An 18,872-nucleotide genomic window follows, 5' to 3' on the forward strand; every position below is an offset into this window, starting at 1 on the left:
CCGCCTAGGAGCCACCATGAGCGAGCACATCCACCTGGAACGTGACCAGGGCCTGCTGACCATCCGCATGCAACGCGCGGACAAGATGAACGCCCTGACCCGCGCCATGTACGGCGCCATGGCCGATGCCCTGGACGCGGCCGGCGAAGACCGCAGCGTACGCGCGGTGCTGATCACCGGCAGCGAGACCTGCTTCACCAGCGGCAACGACGTCGCCGACTTCATCCAGGCGCCGCCTTCCGGGCTGGACAGTGAAGTGTTCCGCTTCATGAAGTCGCTGTTCGATTTCGCCAAGCCGGTGGTGGCGGCAGTGAGCGGCCCGGCGGTGGGCATCGGCACCACGCTGCTGCTGCATTGCGACCTGGTCTACGTGGCCCGTGACGCCAAGCTGAAGATGCCCTTCGTCAACCTCGGGCTGTGCCCGGAGTTCGGCTCCAGCCTGATCCTCCCGCGCATGCTCGGCCACGCCCGTGCCGCCCAGCTGCTGCTGCTCGGCGAAGCCTTCACCGGCGAGCAGGCGGCGGCCTGGGGCATCGCCAACGAGGCGCTGGACAGCGGCGCCGAGACCCTGGCCCGCGCCCGCGAAATGGCCCAGCGTTTCGAGCAGCTGGCACCTTCTGCCGTGGCGGTGAGCAAGCGCCTGATGCGCGAACCGGGCCGCGAGGAACTGCGCCAGGTGATCATGGAAGAGGGCGAGCTGTTCGGTCAGCGCCTACGCACCCCCGAGGCCATCGAAGCGCTCTCGGCCTTCATGCAGCGCCGCAAGCCGGACTTCTCCAAGTTCGCCTGAGGCTCGCAGGCGGGTTTCACCCGCCCCACAGCGCTCCGGCAACCGGAGGATGGGGCGGGCGGCGTTCCGCGAGCTCCGCGAAACCCATCCACGCGATGTGTCAGGCACGCACAGGTGCCACGATCGACTCCGCCTGGTGGAGGTAAAAAGCGACCTCCACCCTACACACCGGTCATGCCCGCACGGCTGATGGGAAATGTTGTAGGGGCAATTCATTCGCCAAGCGGTGCGCAGCGCCGCCGCCTCCAAGCCCTTGAACGAAAAAGACCGCTCATCGAGCGGCCTTTTTCATTCACTGCGGATGCCTCACACCAGCGGGTCGCCGACGTGGAGGATCTTCATGGTGTTGGTGCCGCCGACGGTGTGGTAGCTGTCACCCTTGGTGAGGATGACCCAGTCGCCCTGCTGCACGATGCCGCGCTTGAGCAGTTCGTCCACCGCGGCCTGGCTGACCTTGTCGGCCGGCAGCGCGGCCGGGTCGAAGGGCACGGTCTGCACGCCACGGAACAGGGCGACGCGGGCCTGGGTGGCACGGTGGGGGGAGAAGGCGAAGATCGGCACCGAGGAACGGATGCGCGACATGATCAGCGGGCTGTAGCCGCTCTCGGTGAGGCAGATGATCGCCTTCACGCCCGGGAAGTGGTTGGCGGTGTACATGGCCGCCAGGGCCACGCTCTCGTCGCAGCGGCTGAAGGTGTGCCCCAGGCGGTGGCTGGATTTCTGGCTGGTGGGGTGTTTCTCGGCACCGACGCAGACGCGGGCCATGGCCTGCACCGCTTCCACCGGGTATTCACCGGCGGCGCTCTCGGCGGAGAGCATCACGGCGTCCGTGTAGTCCAGCGCGGCGTTGGCTACGTCGGAGACTTCGGCGCGGGTCGGCATGGGGCTGTGGATCATCGACTCCATCATCTGGGTCGCGGTGATCACGGCCTTGTTGTAGCGACGGGCGTGCAGAATGATCTTCTTCTGGATGCCCACCAGCTCGGCGTCGCCGATCTCCACGCCCAGGTCGCCACGGGCCACCATCACGGCGTCGCTGGCGCGGATCAGGCCGTCCAGGGCTTCGTCGTCGGCCACGGCTTCGGCGCGTTCGATCTTGGCCACCAGCCAGGCGCTGCCACCGGCTTCGTCGCGCAGGCGGCGGGCCAGTTCCATGTCGGCGGCGTCACGGGGGAAGGAGACGGCCAGGTAGTCCAGCTCCATCTCGGCGGCCAGCTTGATGTCGGCCTTGTCCTTGGCGGTCAGGGCCGGTGCGGTGAGGCCGCCGCCACGACGGTTGATGCCCTTGTGGTCCGACAGCGGGCCACCGATGAGCACGGTGCAGTGCAGTTCGTCGGCGGTGGTGGCGTCGACGCGCATGACCACGCGGCCGTCGTCCAGCAGCAGTTCGTCGCCGATACCGCAGTCCTTGATCAGGTCCGGGTAGTCAATGCCGACCACGTCCTGGTTGCCGGCTTCACGCGGGTGGGTGACGGAGAAGCGGAATTTGTCGCCGGCTTCCAGTTCGATGCGCTTGCCTTCGAACTTGGCGATGCGGATCTTCGGGCCTTGCAGGTCGCCCAGCAGCGCCACGAAACGGCCGTGCTTGGCTGCCAGCTCGCGGACCAGGCGGGCGCGCGCCTTGTGCTCGTCGGGGGTGCCGTGGGAGAAGTTCAGGCGGGCAACGTCGATACCGGCGAGGATCAGTTGTTCCAGCACCTCGGGCGAGTTGCTGGCTGGGCCGAGGGTGGCGACTATCTTGGTGCGGCGAAGGGACATGCGAAGGCTCCATTTTTCAAGCAGAGCCCGAGGCTACACCGCTCGCAACCTGTAGTCATTGTTCCTCTTCACTACCCTTTGCCGGGGTTATTTCACGCCGGGATTCAGCGCCTGGTCCAGGTGCCGGGCGGCATTCTCGGCCTGCTCGGCATCGGGGAACTCGGCGAGCAGGCGGCGCAGGTAGCCGATGGCGCGGCCACGGTCGGCGCGGGGGTTGGCCGGGGCCAGGTTCATCAGCGCCATCTGGTACAGCGAGCGGGCCTTGATGTCGGGCTGCACATGGGCGTCGCCCAGGGCGAGGGAATACAGCTGCTCGGCTTCGTCGACGCGGTCCTTGAGCACGGCGCGGCGCGACAGCAGGGTCATGTCCGGGTCGAGGTCGCTGCGGTAGAGGTCGAGGTTCTGGCTGGGCTTCCAGTCGGCCAGCAGCTCGCGGGCGGTCTTGTGCACCGGCTCGTCGGCACGCTGGCGGATCACCAGGATGCGCGCCTCGGCGCGTTCGGCGGCGCGGGTGCCGGGGAACTCGTTGGTGATCTGGTAGAAGCGGTTGAGCGCCTTGGTGTCATCGCGCTGGTCGTTGTAGCGGCTCATGTAGATCAGGCCGATCTGGTAGAGCGAGATGGCACGCACCTCGTCGCTGAACTGGCGATCCTGGTAACCGGTGAGGTAGAGCTTCTCGGCCTCGGCGCTGGTGCCATCGCGGATGGCCATGGCGCTGTAGGTGAGCAGGTCGCCATCCTCTTCCACCGCCGCGGCCATGCGGTTGTTCTTCAGCACCTTGTATTCCACCGCTTCGTTGGTGGTGATCTGGGCGATGAACAGCGGGGTGGTGGGGGCGCAGGCGCCAAGCAGCAGGAGGGTGCACAGCAGGGCAGGGCGGATGGGCTGCATGGAGGCTCCGGGGGCGGGGTTTGGGCGAGTCTAGCAGCCGCTTCGCCTGGGCCGGGGCGACGGGCTGCAAGTCCCATCGGAGGTTGTGCCCGCACTCCGCCGGATGGCGCTGCAGAAATTTCCGTGAGCGCCGATATACTCGCCAACGGAGGACTTACCCATGCGCACGCTGATCATCCTGGCCCTGCTCGCCGGCCTTGCCGGTTGCACCCGCTGGTCGCTGGACCATCACCTGAACAATGCCTACCACGCCTACGACGAGGGCGACTGCGAAACGGCCATGCTCGAGCTGTCCCAGGCCGAGCGCAAGAGCCGCTCGCGGGCCTATATGCAGCCGGAGATCTCCCTGCTGCGCGGCCAGTGCCTGGAGCGCCAGAGCCTGTTCGTGGATGCCCAGCAGACCTACAACTTCATCATCGGCCGCTACCCCACCAGCGAGTATGCCTACCGCGCCCGTGCGCGCCTGGAGACCCTGGAGAAGCTCGGCCAGATCAACACCGGCTCACCGGCCAAGGCCACCCCGGCGTCGCTCTGACCGGCGTTTCGACCGTCGGTCGTGGCTCGCTTGAGTGGCGACCGGCCAGCGCTAAGCTTGGCCTTTGTTTCCGGGAGGGGCTCCATGCGTCACCTGCTTTTCGCGGTCATCCTGCTGCCAGGGCTGGCGAGCGCGGAGATCTACCGCTGGACGGACGCCAGCGGCCAGGTGCATTTCAGCGAGCGACCCCAGGCCGGCGCGCAGCAGGTGGAGGTCAAGCCGCAGGTGGTGGAGCGTGACGAGGCCACCCGCGAGCGTGAGCAACGTGCCGAGCAGTTCTTCGATGCCCGCCGCCAGGAACAGGCGCAGGCCGAGCGCAAGGCGGCGGATGCTCGCGGCGAGCGCCAGAAGCAATGCAACACGTTACGCGGTAACCTTGCCCAGCTTCGCGACGGCGCTAAGTTCTATCGTGTCGATGGAAAGGGTGAGCGCCAGTATTACAGCGACGGCGAGATCGACGCCGCCCGTCGTAAATTGACTGCGGAAATCAGTGAGCACTGCGGTTAATTACTTGGTTCGAGTGCAGTAGTGAGGCCATACTGAACGGCCATCAATAGCGATTCGCCATCATGCGTAGCCAACGCCGAATAGAACGCCACCAGCTGCCCTATTACCTGAAGGTCTTCAATCGCATCACCGACAAGCCCATGGGCTATCTGGGAAACGTTTCCCTCGAAGGCCTGATGCTGATCAGCCAGCTACCGATGCTGGTGGGGGCCCGTTTCGACATGCGCCTGAAGATTCCGGGGCATGACGGCCAGCAGCACTTCATCGATTTCTACGCGACCTGCCAATGGAGCCGGGAAGACGTCAACCCCGGCAACTTCGACTCGGGCTTCGCCCTGGTGGCACCGCCGCCGGAATACGTGGAGATGGTCGAGGCGCTGCGCCACTACTTCAGCTTTCGTCCCCTCGCCGCGTCGGCGTAGCCGTGCCCGGCGTTAGCCGCTGCGCTTCAGGCGCGGCGGCAGCTTATGGGATCCACGCACGGTGCCACGTGGGGTTCACCCGCCCTGCGGTTGTGCGTGCGGAGCTGACCATTGCGTAGGGTGGAGGTCGCTTTTTACCTCCACCAGAGCCGTAGCCTGGGCTTCAGCCCGGGGATTGAGCCGCATGGTTTTCGCTTCGCTCTACCCATCCTACGGTTGCGCTCAAGCAGTCCGTAGCCCCGGAATCAAGCATACGGGTGCGGTTGTGCCCTGATGGGGGTTAGAGCACGCCGGCCTTTTTCCAGGCCAGGTAGCGGCCGACCAGTTCGGGGCCGAGTTCGCCGGGGCGGCAGTCGAGCACCGGGACGTCGTGGGCAGCCAGGCGCTCGTGCAGGCTGGCGCGGGCGTTTAGGTAGTCCACCGTGCCGCAGTAGGACAGCGCCTGCTCGAAGCCTTGCACCGGCTCCTGGCGCAGGGCGTCCAGCACTTCTTCCCGCAGGCTGGCGATCAGCACCCGGTGATGGCGACCGAGGCGCTTGACCGCGGCCATCAGCTCATCGTCGTCTTCATCGCGCAGGTTGGTCACCAGCACCACCAGGGCGCGGCGGCGCTGGCGTGCCAGCAGGGCGTCGATCGCGGCGCCGAAGTCGGCCGGGCGCTGGGTGCTCTCGAGGTCGTAGACGGCGTTGAGCAATACGCTCAACTGGGCCGGGCCCTTGACCGGCGCGAGGTAGCGCTGCTGGTCGCCGGCGAAGGTGCTGAGGCCCACCGCGTCGCCCTGGCGCAGGGCCACGTAGCTGAGCAGCAGGCTGGCGTTGAGGGCGTGGTCGAAGTGCGAGAGGTCGCCGTCCTGGCTGCGCATGCGGCGGCCGCAGTCGAGCATGAAGACGATCTGCTGGTCGCGCTCGTCCTGGTATTCACGGGCGATGGGCGTGCGCTTGCGCGCGGTGGCCTTCCAGTCGATCTGGCGCAGGGTGTCGCCATCGCGGAATTCACGCAGCTGGTGGAACTCCAGGCCCAGGCCGCGACGCGGACGCTGGCGCACGCCGAGCTGGCTGAGCCAGTCGTCCACCGCCATCAGCTGGGCGCCGTAGAGGCGGGCGAAGTCCGGGTAGACGCGGGTCTCGCCCGGCAGGTCGAGGTAGCGGCGCTGGCCCCACAGGCCCAGGGGGCTGGGCAGCTCCACCTCGCACAGGGGGAAGGCGAAGCGGCCGCGCTGCAGCGGGCGCACGCGGTAGCCAAACTCGGTGACCTCGCCCGGGTGCAGGGCCACGGATTGCGGCAGGAACTCGGTGTCCATCCCCGCCGGCACATGGTCGAAGACCTTGAGCTGCAGGGCGCGGGTGAAGGCATGGTGCACGCGCAGGCGCACCTCGCCCCAGCGGCCCAGGGACAGGTTGCCCGGCAGCTGGCGTTCCAGCGCGGGTGAAGGCAGGCGGCGCAGCCACAGCGCATCGAGCACGGCGAGCAGGGCGAGGGCGCAGAGCAGCCCCCACCAGAGCAGGCGCAGCTGTTCCGGCAGCTTGGTGCCAAGGGCGTGCAGGGTGCCCAGGACTAGCGCCATGGCCAGCAGGCCGGCGATCAGGCCGAGCAGGATGCGCGATGGTTTCATAGGCGCGGCGCCGGCACCTGTTCCAGCAGTTGTTGCAGGACCTGGTCCACGGACTGGCCTTCGATATCCAGCTCCGGCGACAGCCGTACGCGGTGGCGCAGCACCGCCAGGGCGCAGCTCTTCACGTCATCGGGCAGCACGAAGTCGCCGCCGCGCAGCAGGGCGCGGGCGCGACCGCCACGGACCAGGGCGATGGAGGCGCGCGGGCCGGCACCCAGGGCCAAGCCCGGCCAGGTACGGGTGGCACGGGCCAGGCGCACGGCGTAGTCGAGCACCTGGTCGTCCATGGGCAGTTCGCTGGCGATGCGTTGCAGGGCTTGCACGTCCTTGGCCTGCAGCAGGGTGCGCAGGGGCGCCACCTCCAGCATGTCGGCACGGGCGGAGCGGGTCACCTGGCGCACCAGGGCGAGCTCTTCGTTGGCCTCGGGGTAGTCCATGCGCAGCTTGAGCATGAAGCGGTCGAGCTCGGCTTCCGGCAGCGGGTAGGTGCCTTCCTGCTCGATGGGGTTCTGGGTGGCCATGACCAGGAAGGGCAGCGGCACCGGCAGGGCGCGGCCTTCGAGGGTGACCTGGCGCTCCTGCATCACTTCCAGCAGCGCGGCCTGGGTCTTGGCCGGGGCGCGGTTGATTTCGTCCGCCAGCAGCAGGTTGGTGAACACCGGGCCCTTGCGCAGCTTGAACTGCTCGCTCTGCATGTCGTACACGGCGTGGCCGGTGACGTCGCTGGGCATCAGGTCCGGGGTGAACTGGATGCGCGAGAACTCGCCGCCGAAGCAGCGCGCCAGGGCGCGGACCAGCAGGGTCTTGCCCAGGCCCGGCACGCCTTCCACCAGCACGTGGCCGGCGCCGATCAGGGCGGTGAGCACGTCGTCGATGACGGCGGTCTGGCCGACCACGGCCTTCTGCAGTTCCTGGCGCAGGGCCTGGGCCAGCTGGCTGGCGCGCTGGCGCTGGCTGCTGGCTGCCGAGGGCGCGGCAGGGGCGGCCGGCGCCTGGGCGGGCTCGCTGGGCTGCACGGCAGCGGCTACGGGGGCCGGGGCTTCGGGGGTGACGTCGGAAAGGTCCAGGTTCAGGCCTTCGGCTTCATCGTTGATCGGCTGATCGGGCGTCTGTTCGCTCATAGGGCATTCCTGAGGCTTTGCAGGTGGGCGACCTGGCGGGTGAATTCGGAGGCGCTGAGGCGCTGCTTGGGCAGCGGCCGCATGGCCTGGCTGATGGCGGCGGTGGGCATGCGGGTCAGGCGGCTGAGCACCTGCCATTGCTCGGCCACGGCGAGTCGTTCGAAACCGGGGTGACGGCGCCGCGCGCGACGCAGGATGTCGCGCTGCAGGCCTTGCAGCAGCACCTGCTTGCCGCTGCGCCGCATGAGGAAGTCGGCGCTGGCGCGCAGGTGTTCTTCCAGCTGGCGGCGCGAGCGGCTGGCCGGTGCCAGTTGCGGCCCCTGGCGACGGCCGACGTGCCACAGCACCAGGGCGATGAGCAGGGCCAGGGCCGCCAGCGCTTCGGGGAAGTTGCGCAGCAGCAGGGCGGGCAGGTCATCGCGCTCGGCGCGGTAGAGCAGGGTCACGCTGGTGTCCTGGGTCAGATACCAGAGCAGCCAGGCATTGTCGTGGCTGGCGATGTTGTTGTTCTGCCAGATCCAGCTGTCGGTGAGCACGGTGACCAGGCCGTCGCCATGGTTCATCTGCAGCATGTGGGTGGCGTTGCCGCTGTTGGCCCAGGCGTGGGCGCGGTCTTCGCTGTCGTAGAGGTGGAAGCCGGTGTCGAAGTCGATGTAGGCCGGCGCGTCCTCGTTTTCCAGGTAGAGCTTGGTCAGCTCGGGGTAGCGGTCTTCGTCCTCGGGCTCTGCGTCGGCCTCGGCCGGGGCTTCTTCCTCGCCCTGGGCCTGTTGCTGGTCATCCTCGGCCGCGTCGCTTTCGACGTCCTCCTCGGTGGCGGCGTCTTCCTCGCTCTCGGTCGCTTCGCTCTGCTCGGCGTCCTCGCTGTCCTCTTCGTCGAGGTCCTCGCTTTCGTATTGCTGCACGCCGAGGCGGTCCAGCAGCAGGTCACCGCTCTTGCCGTCGTCCTCGTCGTAGAGGGCTTCGGCGACGAACAGCAGGTGGCCGCCCTTGGCTGCCCAGTCCAGCACGCGGTCGGCCTGGCGTGGGGTCATGCGGCTGCGGTCGGCCAGCAGCAACAGGGTGTGGCCGGCGGCGGGCAGGTCGTTGAGCACTTCCAGGCCATCGGCGTGCGCCACCGTCAGGCCCTGCTTGCGCAGGTAGCTCTCGGCAGCGAGGTAGATGTTGCTGCGCGCCTCGGGCGAAGCCCCGTGGGCGATGGTTTCCTGATAGGGCTCGATCTTGTTCAGCAGCCAGATGAGGAACAGGCCCAGCAGCAGGAAGAGCAGGGCACCGAAGATGAAACCTCCACGACGGCTCATGCGCTGGCTCCCGTGGCGACCAGGCGGCGCCAGCCTTCACAGAGGCCACGCTTGAGGCTCTCCGGTGGCAGCTGGTGGCCGTAGGCGAGGTTCTGCCAGTGGCGGGTGAGGACCTGAGCGAAGCGTCCCAGCTCCTCACGCTGCAGGTTCTGCACCATGCGCAGCACTTCGCCTTCGGTGTGGGAGCCCTTGAGCGGCAGGCGGAAATCATGGAGCAGGTGGCTGAGCAGGGCGCGGTAGAGCAGGCCGAGGGCCTCGCGCGGGTGCTCGGCCCAGAGCCGCTCGGCTTCGCTGGCGACGTCGTCGGGCAGGGTCTCGGGGGCCACTTCCAGGCCGAACAGCTGCAGCGGTGCCTCGCGGCGCCGGCGTTTCGGCAGGCCGATATTGCCGGCGAAGGTGGCGAGCCATTCACGGTAGCGCCAGATGATCAGGGCGATGAGGCTGAACAGCAGACCCCACAGCAGCACCTTGATCACCAGCGCCAGCCAGCTGGTGCTGTTCCACAGCTCGGCCAGCTTGAACAGGCCCTTGATGAAGTCGGTGAGGCTTTCCGCGTCTTCCTTGGAGAGTTCTTCTTTCTTCTTGTCCTTGGCCTCGGCATCCGGGAAGCGCCAGCGGGTCACCGTCTCGCGGTTCTCGAAGGGCGGCTCATCCAGCAGCTTGGCGATGCTTTCGCTGGAGGCCTGGCTGGTCAGCTCCTGGTGGAGAAGACGCGGGGCGTCGGGGCCGTCGGGGTCTTCCACCGGGATCGGGCAGCTGCTGGCGGTTTCGTCGGCCAGCACCGGTTGGGCGGGCAGGGCGGTGACCAGGAGCACGCCCATGCCCAGCACCAGGGCGTAGGCGAGGCCGGTGAGGCGCTGGCGCAGGCGGCGGAACACCAGTTCGATGTCCCAGGCTTCCAGGGCGGTGCGGCGGTTCAGGTAGAGGGTGAAGCCGCAGGCGACGTAGACCGGTTCCCAGATCATCAGCACGAAGAAGTACAGGCTGTTGGACAGGTGCTCCAGCCATACCCAGTCGCCTTCGGCCTGTTGCAGCAGTTTCTGCCAGTCCCAGTCGGCCACCACCTGCTGCGGCAGCATCAGGTAGAGCAGGGTGATCAGGCCCATCCACAGCGCCGTTTCCAGGTGCATGCCGATGATGGTGAGCCAGGTGGCGCCACCGGCATCGCGCTGGCCGAGCACCACCAGGCGCTGGCTGCGCGCCGCGCCGGAGAGGCCTTCGAGCTGCATCACCGGCATGTCGAAGCTGCGCGTGGGGCTGAAGCGGCGCCAGGTGAGGCTGGCGATCAGCTGCGGCTTGAGCAGGCGCGGGAAGGCCTTGAGCGCTTCCTTGAGCGTTGGCGTGTCGCCGAACAGCGCGCGGGAAAGGATGTATAGCGGCAGGCGCTCGAAGGCGGGCTTGAGCAGCCAGAAGATGAAGATCGCCCAGCCGGAGTAATTCCACAGCACCAGGCACAGCAGCAGGAACACCGGCAGGGTGACCAGCGCCCAGCTGGCCATGAGCAGGCCCATGTGGCGTCGGGCGAGCAGCACGCCGAGGTCCATGGCTTCCCAGGCGCTGCGCGGGCGGATGGCGACGCTGGCATCAGTCAGGCGCATGGCGACTCCGACCGGCGAAGCAGAAATAGCTGCCGAGCAGCAGCCACAGGCAGGCACCCACGATGTACTTCACCTTGGGCGTGGTGAAGGTCATGGACGACCAGTAGGCCTCGATGAACGCGGCGATCAGGAGCATCAGCATGGCGCCGGCAATGAGTTTGACGCTGTGGGTGGCGGCCAGGCGCAGGGATTCGGCGCGGGTCATCCGCCCGGGGGCGAGCAGCGCCCAGCCCAGCTGCAGGCCGGCGGCACCGGCGAAGGTGATGGCGGTGAGCTCGAAGGAGCCGTGGCCGATGACAAAGGACCAGAAGGTCTCGCCGTAGCCGACCTGGGTCAGGTGCCCGGCCACGGCGCCGATCATCAGGCCGTTGAAGAACAGGAAGAACAGGCTGCCGAGGCCGAAGAGCAGGCCGCTGGCGTAGGTCTGAAAGGCGATGCCGATGTTGTTCATGATGTAGTGGCCGAACATCATCCAGTCGTCGCCGGAGTCGCGCTCGCTGGCGCCGATGCGGTGGGCGTCGGGCTCGTACATGGATTCCATCTCGGCCACCTGGTCCGGCGGCACCACGCTGTAGACCAGGTCGGGGAACTGGTGCACCAGCACGCCCATTACCGCCAGGCTCACGTAGAACAGCAGGCTGGCGATGAGGATGCTGCGCCACTGCTCGCGCACCAGGCGCGGGAAGCCGCCGAGCACGAAGCCGACGATCTGCGCGCCGAGGTGGCTGCGGTGGCGGTAGAACTGCTGGTGGCCACGCATGGCCAGTTGCTGCAGCTGGTCGATCAGATGGCTGCTGTAGCCGCGCTCCTGGGCGAGGGCCAGCTGCTGGCAGAGGTGGCGGTAGTCGGCGGCGAAGCCCTCGCAGGACTTGGCTTCGGCCTTGCCACGCTCCAGGGCGTCGAGCTGGGCGCCGAAGCGTTCCCAGTCGGCCTGGTGGCGACGTTCGAAAAGGCTTTGTTTCATGGGCTTCCCAGTAGGCTCCTGGCGATGCCGTTGAGGCGGGCCTCGGCCTGCTCGGCCGGGACCTCCAGCGGCTCGGCGAGGATGCCCGCCAGCTCGGCGCGGCGCCCGCTGGAGAGGCCGCCCTGGCGCTCGGCATAACCGAGGATGGCGCGCTGCTCGGCGAGGCTCAGGATGAAGGGCGCACGCTGGGGCTCGGCGTCCGGCAGTTGCGGGCGCGAGGGTTTGTCTTCGCGGTAGACCACCAGGGTGCCGGCGGCGAGGTCGCCGAGGCGCTTGAAGGCGGGGTGCGTCAGGGTGCTGATGATGCCCAGGGCGTAGCCGAAGGGCAGGATGTCGACGAAGCGCAGCAGGTTGCGCACCAGGGACGAGGACCAGCCCACCGGCGTGCCGTCGTCGTGGACTACGCGCAGCCCCATCAGCTGCTTGCCGGGGGAGCGGCCCTGGTTGAGCACCTCGAACAGCACCATGTACCACCAGGTGACGAGGAAGGTGACGATCAGGCCCAGGCCCATGCCGAACTGCCCGAGCAGGAGGAACACCGAGTAGAGCACCAGTAGCAGGATGCCGCGGATCAGCAGGTCCACGGTATAGGCCAGGGCGCGGGGCAGGAGGCTGGCGGGGCGCAGCACGAGGTCGATGCCCTCGGGCGTTTCCACCTGGTAGCGGGTGTCCAGGGGGGCGGACTGACCCTGCTCATTTCCGTATGGGCTGGTGCTGCGGGACGTCGATGTCATGGGTCGACTGCGTTGGGGAAACCACGATGCTAGCGGAGCATCACTTGGCGAGGCAACCGACCCGCCGCTGGGCGGGTCGGCACGGCGGGCTCACTGCGGCGGGGGCAGCACGCCGAAGATGGTGCGATAGAGGATGCCCACGGCGATGATGAACATCGGGAAGGTCCAGATCAGGCCGATGCCCAGCGGAATCGCACTGACCATCATGATCAGCGACAGCACCAGCATCAGGCCGAAGACCTTGAACCAGCGCTGGGTGATGGCCTTGCGCGAGGCTTCCAGGGCTTCCCAGGGCGACAGCTTGCGCTCCATCGCCAGGGGCAGGGCGAGCATATAGGCGATGGCCAGGTAGAAGCCGGGGATGAGCAGCAGCAGGAAGCCGATGTAGATCAGCACCGCCATCAGGATATTGAGGATGAACAGCGGCACGAACAGGTTGAAGTTGCTGAACAGCTCGTTGAAGTTCAGTGGCTGGCCAGCAGCCTGGCGGATGCCCAGCAGGTAGATGCCGCCGAGAACCGTGGCGCAGAGGCCGGAGCCGATGACGCCGCCGATGAAGGACAGCACCGTGGCGGCGAGTTCACCGGCCATGCCGCCGATGAAGCCCAGGACCAGGCCGAGCAGTGTGGCCAGAATCTGGCTGGCGACACCGTAGATGATCATGCCGCAGACAATCATGCCCTTGGAGCCTTTGACCCGCTGCCAGGATTCGTTGATCACGTCGCCGATGTTGAAGTCGTAGCCACGGGCCAGGGCGGCTTCGATGCTCAGGGCGCCGTTGTCGACGGTTTCGACCAGGGCGCTCTGGGGCGCGGAATAGGGGTTTTCGGGTATGCCTTGCATGGTCGCTTCCTTGTGAGTCGGTGCAGGAGGCGCAGGCCCGGGTCGGGCATGGCGCGAGCGCGATATTTTCGGGTGTCGGCGCGACGAATTCAATCGGCTGCGTCACTGTTTCGCGTATTGGTGGTCGGTGGTCGCGCGCCGTCGGGTGATAGACTCCGGCCCCTTGGCCATAGGAGGCAACGTGACTTCCAGCATCTTCTGGTACGACTACGAAACCACCGGCATCAACCCCCGCAGCGACCGCGCCATCCAGGTGGCGGGCATCCGCACGGACGAGGCGCTCAACGAAATCGAGCAGCCGTTGAACATCTATTGCCGGCCCAGCGACGACATCCTTCCCCACCCGGCGGCCTGCCTGGTCACCGGCATCCTGCCGCAGACCCTGCGCGAGAAGGGGCTGGACGAAGGCGAGTTCATCACCCGCGTGCACGCCGAGCTGTCCCGCCCGGGCACCTGCGGCGCCGGCTACAACACCCTGCGCTTCGACGACGAAGTGACCCGCTACAGCTTCTACCGCAACTTCCACGACCCCTATGCGCGGGAGTGGCAGGGCGGCAACAGCCGCTGGGACCTCATCGACACCCTGCGCACCGCCTACGCGCTGCGCCCGGAGGGCCTCGAGTGGCCCACCGAGGAGGGGCGGGTGTCGCTGCGCCTGGAGCGCCTGACCGCCGCCAACGGCATCGACCATGGCCAGGCCCACGAGGCGCTGGCCGACGTGCGCGCGACCATTGCCCTGGCGCGGCTGGTGCGTGATCGCCAGCCACGGTTGTATGACTTCCTCTTCCAGTTGCGCAGCAAGCACAAGGTGCAGGAACAGATTCGCCTGTTGCAGCCGCTGGTACATATATCGGGTCGCTTTTCGGCGGCGCGGCATTATTTCTCCGTGGTAGTGCCACTGGCCTGGCACCCGAAGAACCGCAATGCATTGATCGTCTGCGACCTGTTATCCGATGTATCGCCGCTGTTGGATCAGGATGCTGAAACTCTGCGCCGCCGCCTCTATACACGGCGTGATGAGCTGGCCGAAGGTGAAATACCGGTCCCGTTGAAACTCCTGCATATCAATCGCTGCCCGGTAGTGGCGCCCTTGAGTGTATTGCGGCCGGCGGACCAGCAACGCCTGCACGTGGACTTGGCCGCCGTCCAGAAAAGCGCCCGGCAACTTGCCGAGTTGCGTGGGCAATGGCAGGACAAGTTGCCCGCCATCTATGCAGAGGAAGCCTTCCCCGGAACCGAAGATCCGGAGCAGCAACTCTATGATGGTTTTATCGGTGACCGTGATCGGCGGCTGTGCGAACAAGTACGGAATGCCGAGCCGCTTCGTTTGGCCCAGGAACCCTGGCCGTTCGATGATGTGCGGTTGCCGGAATTGCTGTTCCGTTACCGCGCGAGAAACTTCCCGGACACGTTATCCCCCGCCGAGCGGGATAAATGGAGCGCTTTCTGCCGCGGCCGCCTGAGTGACCCGGCCTTGGGCGCGCCCAATACACTGGCGGGCTTCGAGCAAGCGATGGCAGAGCTCCGCGCCACGGCGACGCCAGCGCAGCTGGCGATCCTCCAGGCCTGGTCCGAACATGCCGCGCAATTGCGTCAACGCTATGGCCTTTGAGTTTTGCCGGGCAATAAAAAACGCCAGCTGATGCTGGCGTTTTTTTAACCCGTGGCAATTAGCCCAGCAGGGTGGCCCAACCTTCAACGGTGTCGGCGCCCCACTTGGCTTTCCACTCTTTCAGCGTCTTGTGGTTGCCACCTTTGGTTTCGATAACTTCACCGGTGTGCGGGTTCTTGTATTGCTTGACCTTGCGAGCACGCTTGCTGCCAGTAGTCTTGGCGGCAGCACGCGGGGCCTTGGAAGTTTTGGAGTCCGGATCGAGCAGGGCGATGATATCGCGCAGGGACTTCTGGTATTCACCCATCAGGGCGCGCAGTTTGCCTTCGAACTCCAGCTCTTTTTTCAGCTTGTCGTCTTGCGACAGGTTCTTCAGGCGTTCTTGCAGTTCTTTGATGGCTTCTTCGGTAGCGCGGTATTCGTTGATCAGCGACATGTCTGAGTCCCTTGTGAAAATGGTGATGGCTGGCGATGGCTGAGTGTCAGGGATAATAGTCAGCGCGTTAATACAAGTAAACATGCAGGAAAAGTTTTGTCGGGATTATTTTTAGAATAAGCCGATGTTTGAATTAATCCCTGTTCACAATCGGACCTAACCAAGGATTGGAACTTGCGTGCGTCATCGGTGACGGCGCCGGAGTTGCGGGCTGGCGCGGAGGCGACGGGAAGTTCAATGGAGCTGCTGAACTTTTCACGGCGTGTGGATAGAATGACCGCCTTTTGCGAAGTCTCTGGAGTTTCCCCCATGCGCACATTTCGTCTGGTGATCGCCTGCCCGGACGGCGTTGGCATCGTAGCCAAGGTCAGTAATTTCCTGGCGACTTACAACGGCTGGATCACCGAGGCGAGCCATCACTCCGACAATCAGAGTGGTTGGTTCTTCATGCGTCACGAGATTCGCGCCGATTCGCTGCCGTTCGACCTGGATGGCTTCCGCCAGGCGTTCGCGCCCATCGCGCGTGAGTTCTCCATGGAATGGCGCATCACCGATTCCTCGGTGAAGAAGCGTGTCGTGCTGATGGCCAGCCGTGAGTCCCACTGCCTGGCCGACCTGCTGCACCGCTGGCACAGCGGCGAGCTGGATTGCGAGATCCCCTGCGTGATCGCCAACCACGACGACCTGCGCAGCATGGTCGAGTGGCACGGCATCCCCTACTTCCACGTCCCGGTCGACCCGAAGAACAAGCAGCCGGCGTTCGAGCAGGTCTCGCGCCTGATCGACGAGCACAAGGCCGACAACGTGGTGCTGGCGCGCTACATGCAGATCATCCCGCCGGACCTGTGCCAGAAGTACCGCCACCAGGTGATCAACATCCACCACAGCTTCCTGCCCTCGTTCATCGGCGCCAAGCCGTACCACCAGGCCTCGCTGCGCGGCGTGAAGCTGATCGGCGCCACCTGCCACTACGTCACCGAGGAACTGGACGCCGGCCCGATCATCGAGCAGGACGTGGTGCGCATCAGCCACCGCGACAACATCGAAGACCTGGTGCGCCTGGGCAAGGACGTGGAGAAACTGGTGCTGGCGCGCGGCCTGCGCTATCACCTGGAAGACCGCGTGCTGGTGCACGACAACAAGACCGTCGTCTTCGACTGATCGCGTAACAGGAACAAGGAACGATCCCATGCTCAAGTCCGTCCAGGTTCGTGACTACATGACCCATCACCAGGTGAGCTTCCGGCCGGACACCGACCTGTTCCTGGCCATCGAGCGCTTGCTGGAGCACCGCCTGAGCAGTGCCCCGGTGGTCGACGCCCAAGGCCACCTGCTAGGCATGCTGTCCGAGTCCGACTGCCTGCGCGGCATTCTTTCCGGTGCCTACTACGATGCTGTAGGGGGAGTGGTGGGCGCGTGCATGCGGGCGCAGCCGGGGAGCGTTTCCCCGGGCGAGGACGTGGTCGATGTCTGCCAGCGCTTGCTGCGCGAGCAGCATGAGGCCTTGCCGGTCGTGGAAGGCGGTGTGCTGGTGGGCGTGCTCAGTCGTCGTGACGCCTTGCGCGCGATCAAGGCCTTCGCCCAGCACGACGCCGGCCGCCCGACCTAGGAGCTTGAGCATGTCCGACCCTCTCGACCGCGCGACCTCGAAAGCCCCGCCCACCCTCGGCGAGGGATGCGTGCGGCGCTATGACCCCGAGGCGCTGGACGAGGAGGACGGCACCGACTTCCCGGATGCCGAAGCCCTCTGGAAGCAGATCCAGGACGAAGCCGACGAAACGAAAAAGGCGCCTTGAGGCGCCTTTTTCATTCCCGCACGGTTCAGATGCGGAAGCTGTCCACCAGGTGCTTCAGGCGCGCGGCCTGCTGTTCCAGGTCGGCGCAGGCGCGCAGGGTGGCCTGGAGGTTTTCCACGCCTTCCTGGTTGAGCATGTTGATCTCGTTGATGTCCACGTTCAGCGATTCCACCACCGAGGTCTGTTCCTCGGTCGCGGTGGCCACGGACTGGTTCATCCCGTCGATCTCGCCGATGCGCTGGGTGACGCTGGAAAGGCGCTCGCCCGCCAGGTTGGCGATGGTCACGCTTTCCTCGCTGTAGCGCTGGCTCTCGGTCATGGTGTTGACCGCCTCGCGGGCGCCCACCTGCAGCTCCTCGATCATCTTCTGGATTTCCTGCGCCGACTCCTGGGTGCGGTGGGCGAGGTTGCGCACCTCGTCCGCGACCACGGCGAAGCCACGGCCGGCCTCACCGGCACGGGCGGCTTCGATGGCGGCGTTGAGCGCCAGCAGGTTGGTCTGCTCGGAGATGCCCTTGATGACCTCGAGGATCTGCCCGATGTTCACCGTCTTGCTGTTCAGCGTCTCGATGTTGCCGCACGAGGCGCGGATCTTCCCGGACAGGTCGCTCATGGCGACTATGGTCTTCTCCACCACCTGGCGGCCGTCCTCGGACTGGTTGCGTGCATCGGAGGCCTGGTGCGAGGCATCGGCGGCGTTGCGGGCGATCTCCTGGGCGGCGGCGCCCAGTTCGTTGATCGCCGCGGCCACGCTGTTGGTGCGCTGGGCCTGCTCATCGGAGTTGCTCATCGACGAGTTGGAAGCCGACAGCACCAGCTTGGCCACCTCGTTGACCTGGCGGGTGGTGGCGGAAACCTCGCGGATGGAGGCGTGGATGCGCTCGACGAACTGGTTGAAGGACTGCGCCAGCTCACCGAATTCGTCCTGGGAGTGCACCTCCAGGCGGCGGGTCAGGTCGCCCTCGCCCTGGGCGATGTCCTGCATGGCGCGGCCCATCAGCAGCAGCGGCTGCATCAGCACGCGGATCAGCATGCCCAGCAGGGCGATGATGATCACCACCGCGATGACGGTGACGATGATCGCCGAGGTGCGGAACTCACGCAGCATCGAGAACGCCTCGGCCTTGTCGATGGACAGGCCGATGTACCACTTCACCGTCGGCAGGCCCTTGATCGGGGCGAAGGTGAGGATGCGCGCCTGGCCATCCAGCTCGGACTCTGAGAACTCGGGGCTGATGCGCGGCGTGTTCCTGGGGTAGATGTCCGCCAGCTTCTTCATCACGAAATCCTTGTTCGGATGAACCAGGATGGTGCCGTCCTCGCTGACCAGGAAGGCGTAGCCCATGCCCTGGAAGTCCAGCGAATTGACGATCTGCTGCAGCGTCTGCAGGCTCAGGTCGCCGCCCACCACGCCCTTGTCTCCGGCGGGGGTGGCGATGGTCATGATCAGCGTGCTGGTGGCGGCGTCGATATAGGGTTCGGTCAGGGTGGTGGTGCCGGCGGCCATGGCGTCCTTGTACCAGGGACGGGTGCGCGGGTCGTAGCCTTCGGGCATGGCATCGTTCGGGCGCATGGTGAAGGTGCCGTCGGCGCTGCCCAGGTAGGTGAAGGAGAAGGTCGAGGCCAGCACCTTCTGTTCCAGCAGCGAGGTCACGGATTCGGCTTCGGCGTGGCGGGCGATGTTCTGCGCCACGTTCTCCACCAGCAGGATCCGGCCCGAAAGCCAGTTCTGGATGTTGCTGGCGGTCACGTCCCCCATTTCCTTCAGGTAACTCTCCAGGTCGTCTCGGATCGCATTCCGTTGCAGGTAATCGTTGTAGAGCGTGAATAGCGAGAACGCCGCTATCACTACCAGAGAGGCGGCCAACAGGATCTTGTGGCTGAACTTCAGGTTCTTGGTCATGTTTTCTTGCGTCCGATTGATGCAGGTACCAGTCTTGGCGGGTCGCCGGTTT

General features: G+C 66.1%; 19 protein-coding genes and 1 pseudogene. 8 read left to right on the forward strand and 12 right to left on the reverse strand.

From position 1 onward, the window contains the following. The first annotated feature begins 16 nt into the window (after nucleotides 1-16). Nucleotides 17-790 carry an enoyl-CoA hydratase gene (locus ACXI0U_RS03175; RefSeq protein ID WP_043242505.1) on the forward strand — a complete coding sequence of 258 codons (774 nt, stop codon included), beginning with the start codon at nucleotides 17-19 and terminating at the stop codon, nucleotides 788-790. A gap of 306 nt (nucleotides 791-1,096) precedes the next feature. Here ACXI0U_RS03175 and pyk read toward each other — a convergent pair whose 3' ends face one another. Both pyk and ACXI0U_RS03185 read right to left on the reverse strand, forming a co-directional pair. Then, nucleotides 1,097-2,548, reverse strand: a complete 1,452-nt coding sequence (pyk, locus tag ACXI0U_RS03180) for a pyruvate kinase (RefSeq protein ID WP_043242507.1) — start codon at nucleotides 2,546-2,548, stop codon at nucleotides 1,097-1,099. Between the two features lie 87 nt (nucleotides 2,549-2,635). Then, a complete protein-coding gene (locus ACXI0U_RS03185) occupies nucleotides 2,636-3,439 on the reverse strand; it encodes an outer membrane assembly lipoprotein YfiO (protein WP_423498375.1) in 804 nt (267 codons plus the stop codon). 160 nt (nucleotides 3,440-3,599) lie between these two features. On the opposite strand from ACXI0U_RS03185, the gene ACXI0U_RS03190 reads away from it, so the two are divergent. The 3 genes from ACXI0U_RS03190 to ACXI0U_RS03200 all read left to right on the forward strand — a co-directional run bounded on the left by ACXI0U_RS03190 (nucleotide 3,600) and on the right by ACXI0U_RS03200 (nucleotide 4,903). Beyond that, nucleotides 3,600-3,974 carry a tetratricopeptide repeat protein gene (locus ACXI0U_RS03190; protein ID WP_021218060.1) on the forward strand — a complete coding sequence of 125 codons (375 nt, stop codon included), beginning with the start codon at nucleotides 3,600-3,602 and terminating at the stop codon, nucleotides 3,972-3,974. 84 nt (nucleotides 3,975-4,058) lie between these two features. Continuing rightward, the gene (locus ACXI0U_RS03195) at nucleotides 4,059-4,481 is read left to right on the forward strand and encodes a DUF4124 domain-containing protein (RefSeq protein ID WP_021218059.1); all 423 of its coding nucleotides are present in this window, start codon (nucleotides 4,059-4,061) and stop codon (nucleotides 4,479-4,481) included. 62 nt (nucleotides 4,482-4,543) lie between these two features. Beyond that, nucleotides 4,544-4,903: a PilZ domain-containing protein gene (locus tag ACXI0U_RS03200; protein ID WP_021218058.1), complete on the forward strand. Its 360-nt coding sequence runs from the start codon at nucleotides 4,544-4,546 to the stop codon at nucleotides 4,901-4,903. A 280-nt stretch (nucleotides 4,904-5,183) separates the two neighbouring features. Here the strand turns inward: ACXI0U_RS03200 and ACXI0U_RS03205 are convergent, their stop codons facing one another. From ACXI0U_RS03205 to ACXI0U_RS03235, 7 genes are all read right to left on the reverse strand, one after another. Further along, complete coding sequence (locus tag ACXI0U_RS03205) at nucleotides 5,184-6,515, reverse strand: DUF58 domain-containing protein (RefSeq protein WP_479549720.1); 1,332 nt, start codon at nucleotides 6,513-6,515, stop codon at nucleotides 5,184-5,186. Continuing rightward, entirely contained in the window at nucleotides 6,512-7,636 is a 1,125-nt protein-coding gene (locus ACXI0U_RS03210; RefSeq protein WP_021218056.1) for an AAA family ATPase, read from the reverse strand. Before ACXI0U_RS03210 ends, ACXI0U_RS03205 begins: the two co-directional genes overlap by 4 nt. Beyond that, a complete protein-coding gene (locus tag ACXI0U_RS03215) occupies nucleotides 7,633-8,934 on the reverse strand; it encodes a DUF4350 domain-containing protein (protein ID WP_431483615.1) in 1,302 nt (433 codons plus the stop codon). The genes ACXI0U_RS03210 and ACXI0U_RS03215 overlap by 4 nt, the downstream gene beginning before the upstream one ends. After that, complete coding sequence (locus ACXI0U_RS03220; protein WP_479549721.1) at nucleotides 8,931-10,532, reverse strand: DUF4129 domain-containing protein; 1,602 nt, start codon at nucleotides 10,530-10,532, stop codon at nucleotides 8,931-8,933. Before ACXI0U_RS03220 ends, ACXI0U_RS03215 begins: the two co-directional genes overlap by 4 nt. Then, nucleotides 10,519-11,496 carry a stage II sporulation protein M gene (locus tag ACXI0U_RS03225; protein ID WP_479549722.1) on the reverse strand — a complete coding sequence of 326 codons (978 nt, stop codon included), beginning with the start codon at nucleotides 11,494-11,496 and terminating at the stop codon, nucleotides 10,519-10,521. Before ACXI0U_RS03225 ends, ACXI0U_RS03220 begins: the two co-directional genes overlap by 14 nt. Beyond that, the gene (locus tag ACXI0U_RS03230) at nucleotides 11,493-12,230 is read right to left on the reverse strand and encodes an RDD family protein (protein WP_021218052.1); all 738 of its coding nucleotides are present in this window, start codon (nucleotides 12,228-12,230) and stop codon (nucleotides 11,493-11,495) included. Before ACXI0U_RS03230 ends, ACXI0U_RS03225 begins: the two co-directional genes overlap by 4 nt. Nucleotides 12,231-12,320: 90 nt before the next feature. Next, nucleotides 12,321-13,073: an integral membrane protein gene (locus ACXI0U_RS03235; RefSeq protein ID WP_043242520.1), complete on the reverse strand. Its 753-nt coding sequence runs from the start codon at nucleotides 13,071-13,073 to the stop codon at nucleotides 12,321-12,323. A gap of 181 nt (nucleotides 13,074-13,254) precedes the next feature. Between ACXI0U_RS03235 and sbcB the strand changes: the two genes are divergently transcribed. Next, entirely contained in the window at nucleotides 13,255-14,685 is a 1,431-nt protein-coding gene (gene sbcB, locus ACXI0U_RS03240) for an exodeoxyribonuclease I (protein ID WP_374979998.1), read from the forward strand. A 58-nt stretch (nucleotides 14,686-14,743) separates the two neighbouring features. Here the strand turns inward: sbcB and mvaT are convergent, their stop codons facing one another. Continuing rightward, on the reverse strand, nucleotides 14,744-15,121 hold the full coding sequence (gene mvaT / locus ACXI0U_RS03245) for a histone-like nucleoid-structuring protein MvaT (protein ID WP_184492153.1): 378 nt from the start codon (nucleotides 15,119-15,121) through the stop codon (nucleotides 14,744-14,746). Nucleotides 15,122-15,430: 309 nt separating this feature from the next. Here mvaT and purU point away from each other — a divergent pair, with 309 nt between their 5' ends. Genes purU through ACXI0U_RS03260 form a run of 3 tightly spaced genes read left to right on the forward strand, consistent with a single transcriptional unit; the run spans nucleotide 15,431 to nucleotide 16,917 of the window. Beyond that, entirely contained in the window at nucleotides 15,431-16,282 is an 852-nt protein-coding gene (gene purU, locus ACXI0U_RS03250) for a formyltetrahydrofolate deformylase (protein ID WP_021218048.1), read from the forward strand. 28 nt (nucleotides 16,283-16,310) lie between these two features. After that, complete coding sequence (locus ACXI0U_RS03255; RefSeq protein ID WP_021218047.1) at nucleotides 16,311-16,730, forward strand: CBS domain-containing protein; 420 nt, start codon at nucleotides 16,311-16,313, stop codon at nucleotides 16,728-16,730. Between the two features lie 10 nt (nucleotides 16,731-16,740). Further along, entirely contained in the window at nucleotides 16,741-16,917 is a 177-nt protein-coding gene (locus tag ACXI0U_RS03260) for a hypothetical protein (protein ID WP_021218046.1), read from the forward strand. Nucleotides 16,918-16,942: 25 nt separating this feature from the next. Here ACXI0U_RS03260 and ACXI0U_RS03265 read toward each other — a convergent pair whose 3' ends face one another. Together ACXI0U_RS03265 and ACXI0U_RS03270 are read right to left on the reverse strand one after the other, a co-directional pair. After that, nucleotides 16,943-17,707 (reverse strand): methyl-accepting chemotaxis protein, encoded by a 765-nt coding sequence (locus ACXI0U_RS03265; protein WP_371877133.1) that lies wholly within the window; start codon nucleotides 17,705-17,707, stop codon nucleotides 16,943-16,945. Nucleotides 17,708-17,797: 90 nt separating this feature from the next. Beyond that, nucleotides 17,798-18,820 (reverse strand): annotated as a pseudogene (locus ACXI0U_RS03270) (HAMP domain-containing protein); the annotation flags it as partial. Nucleotides 18,821-18,872: the final 52 nt, after the last annotated feature.

Source organism: Pseudomonas sp. C9D1 (genome assembly GCF_056491235.1).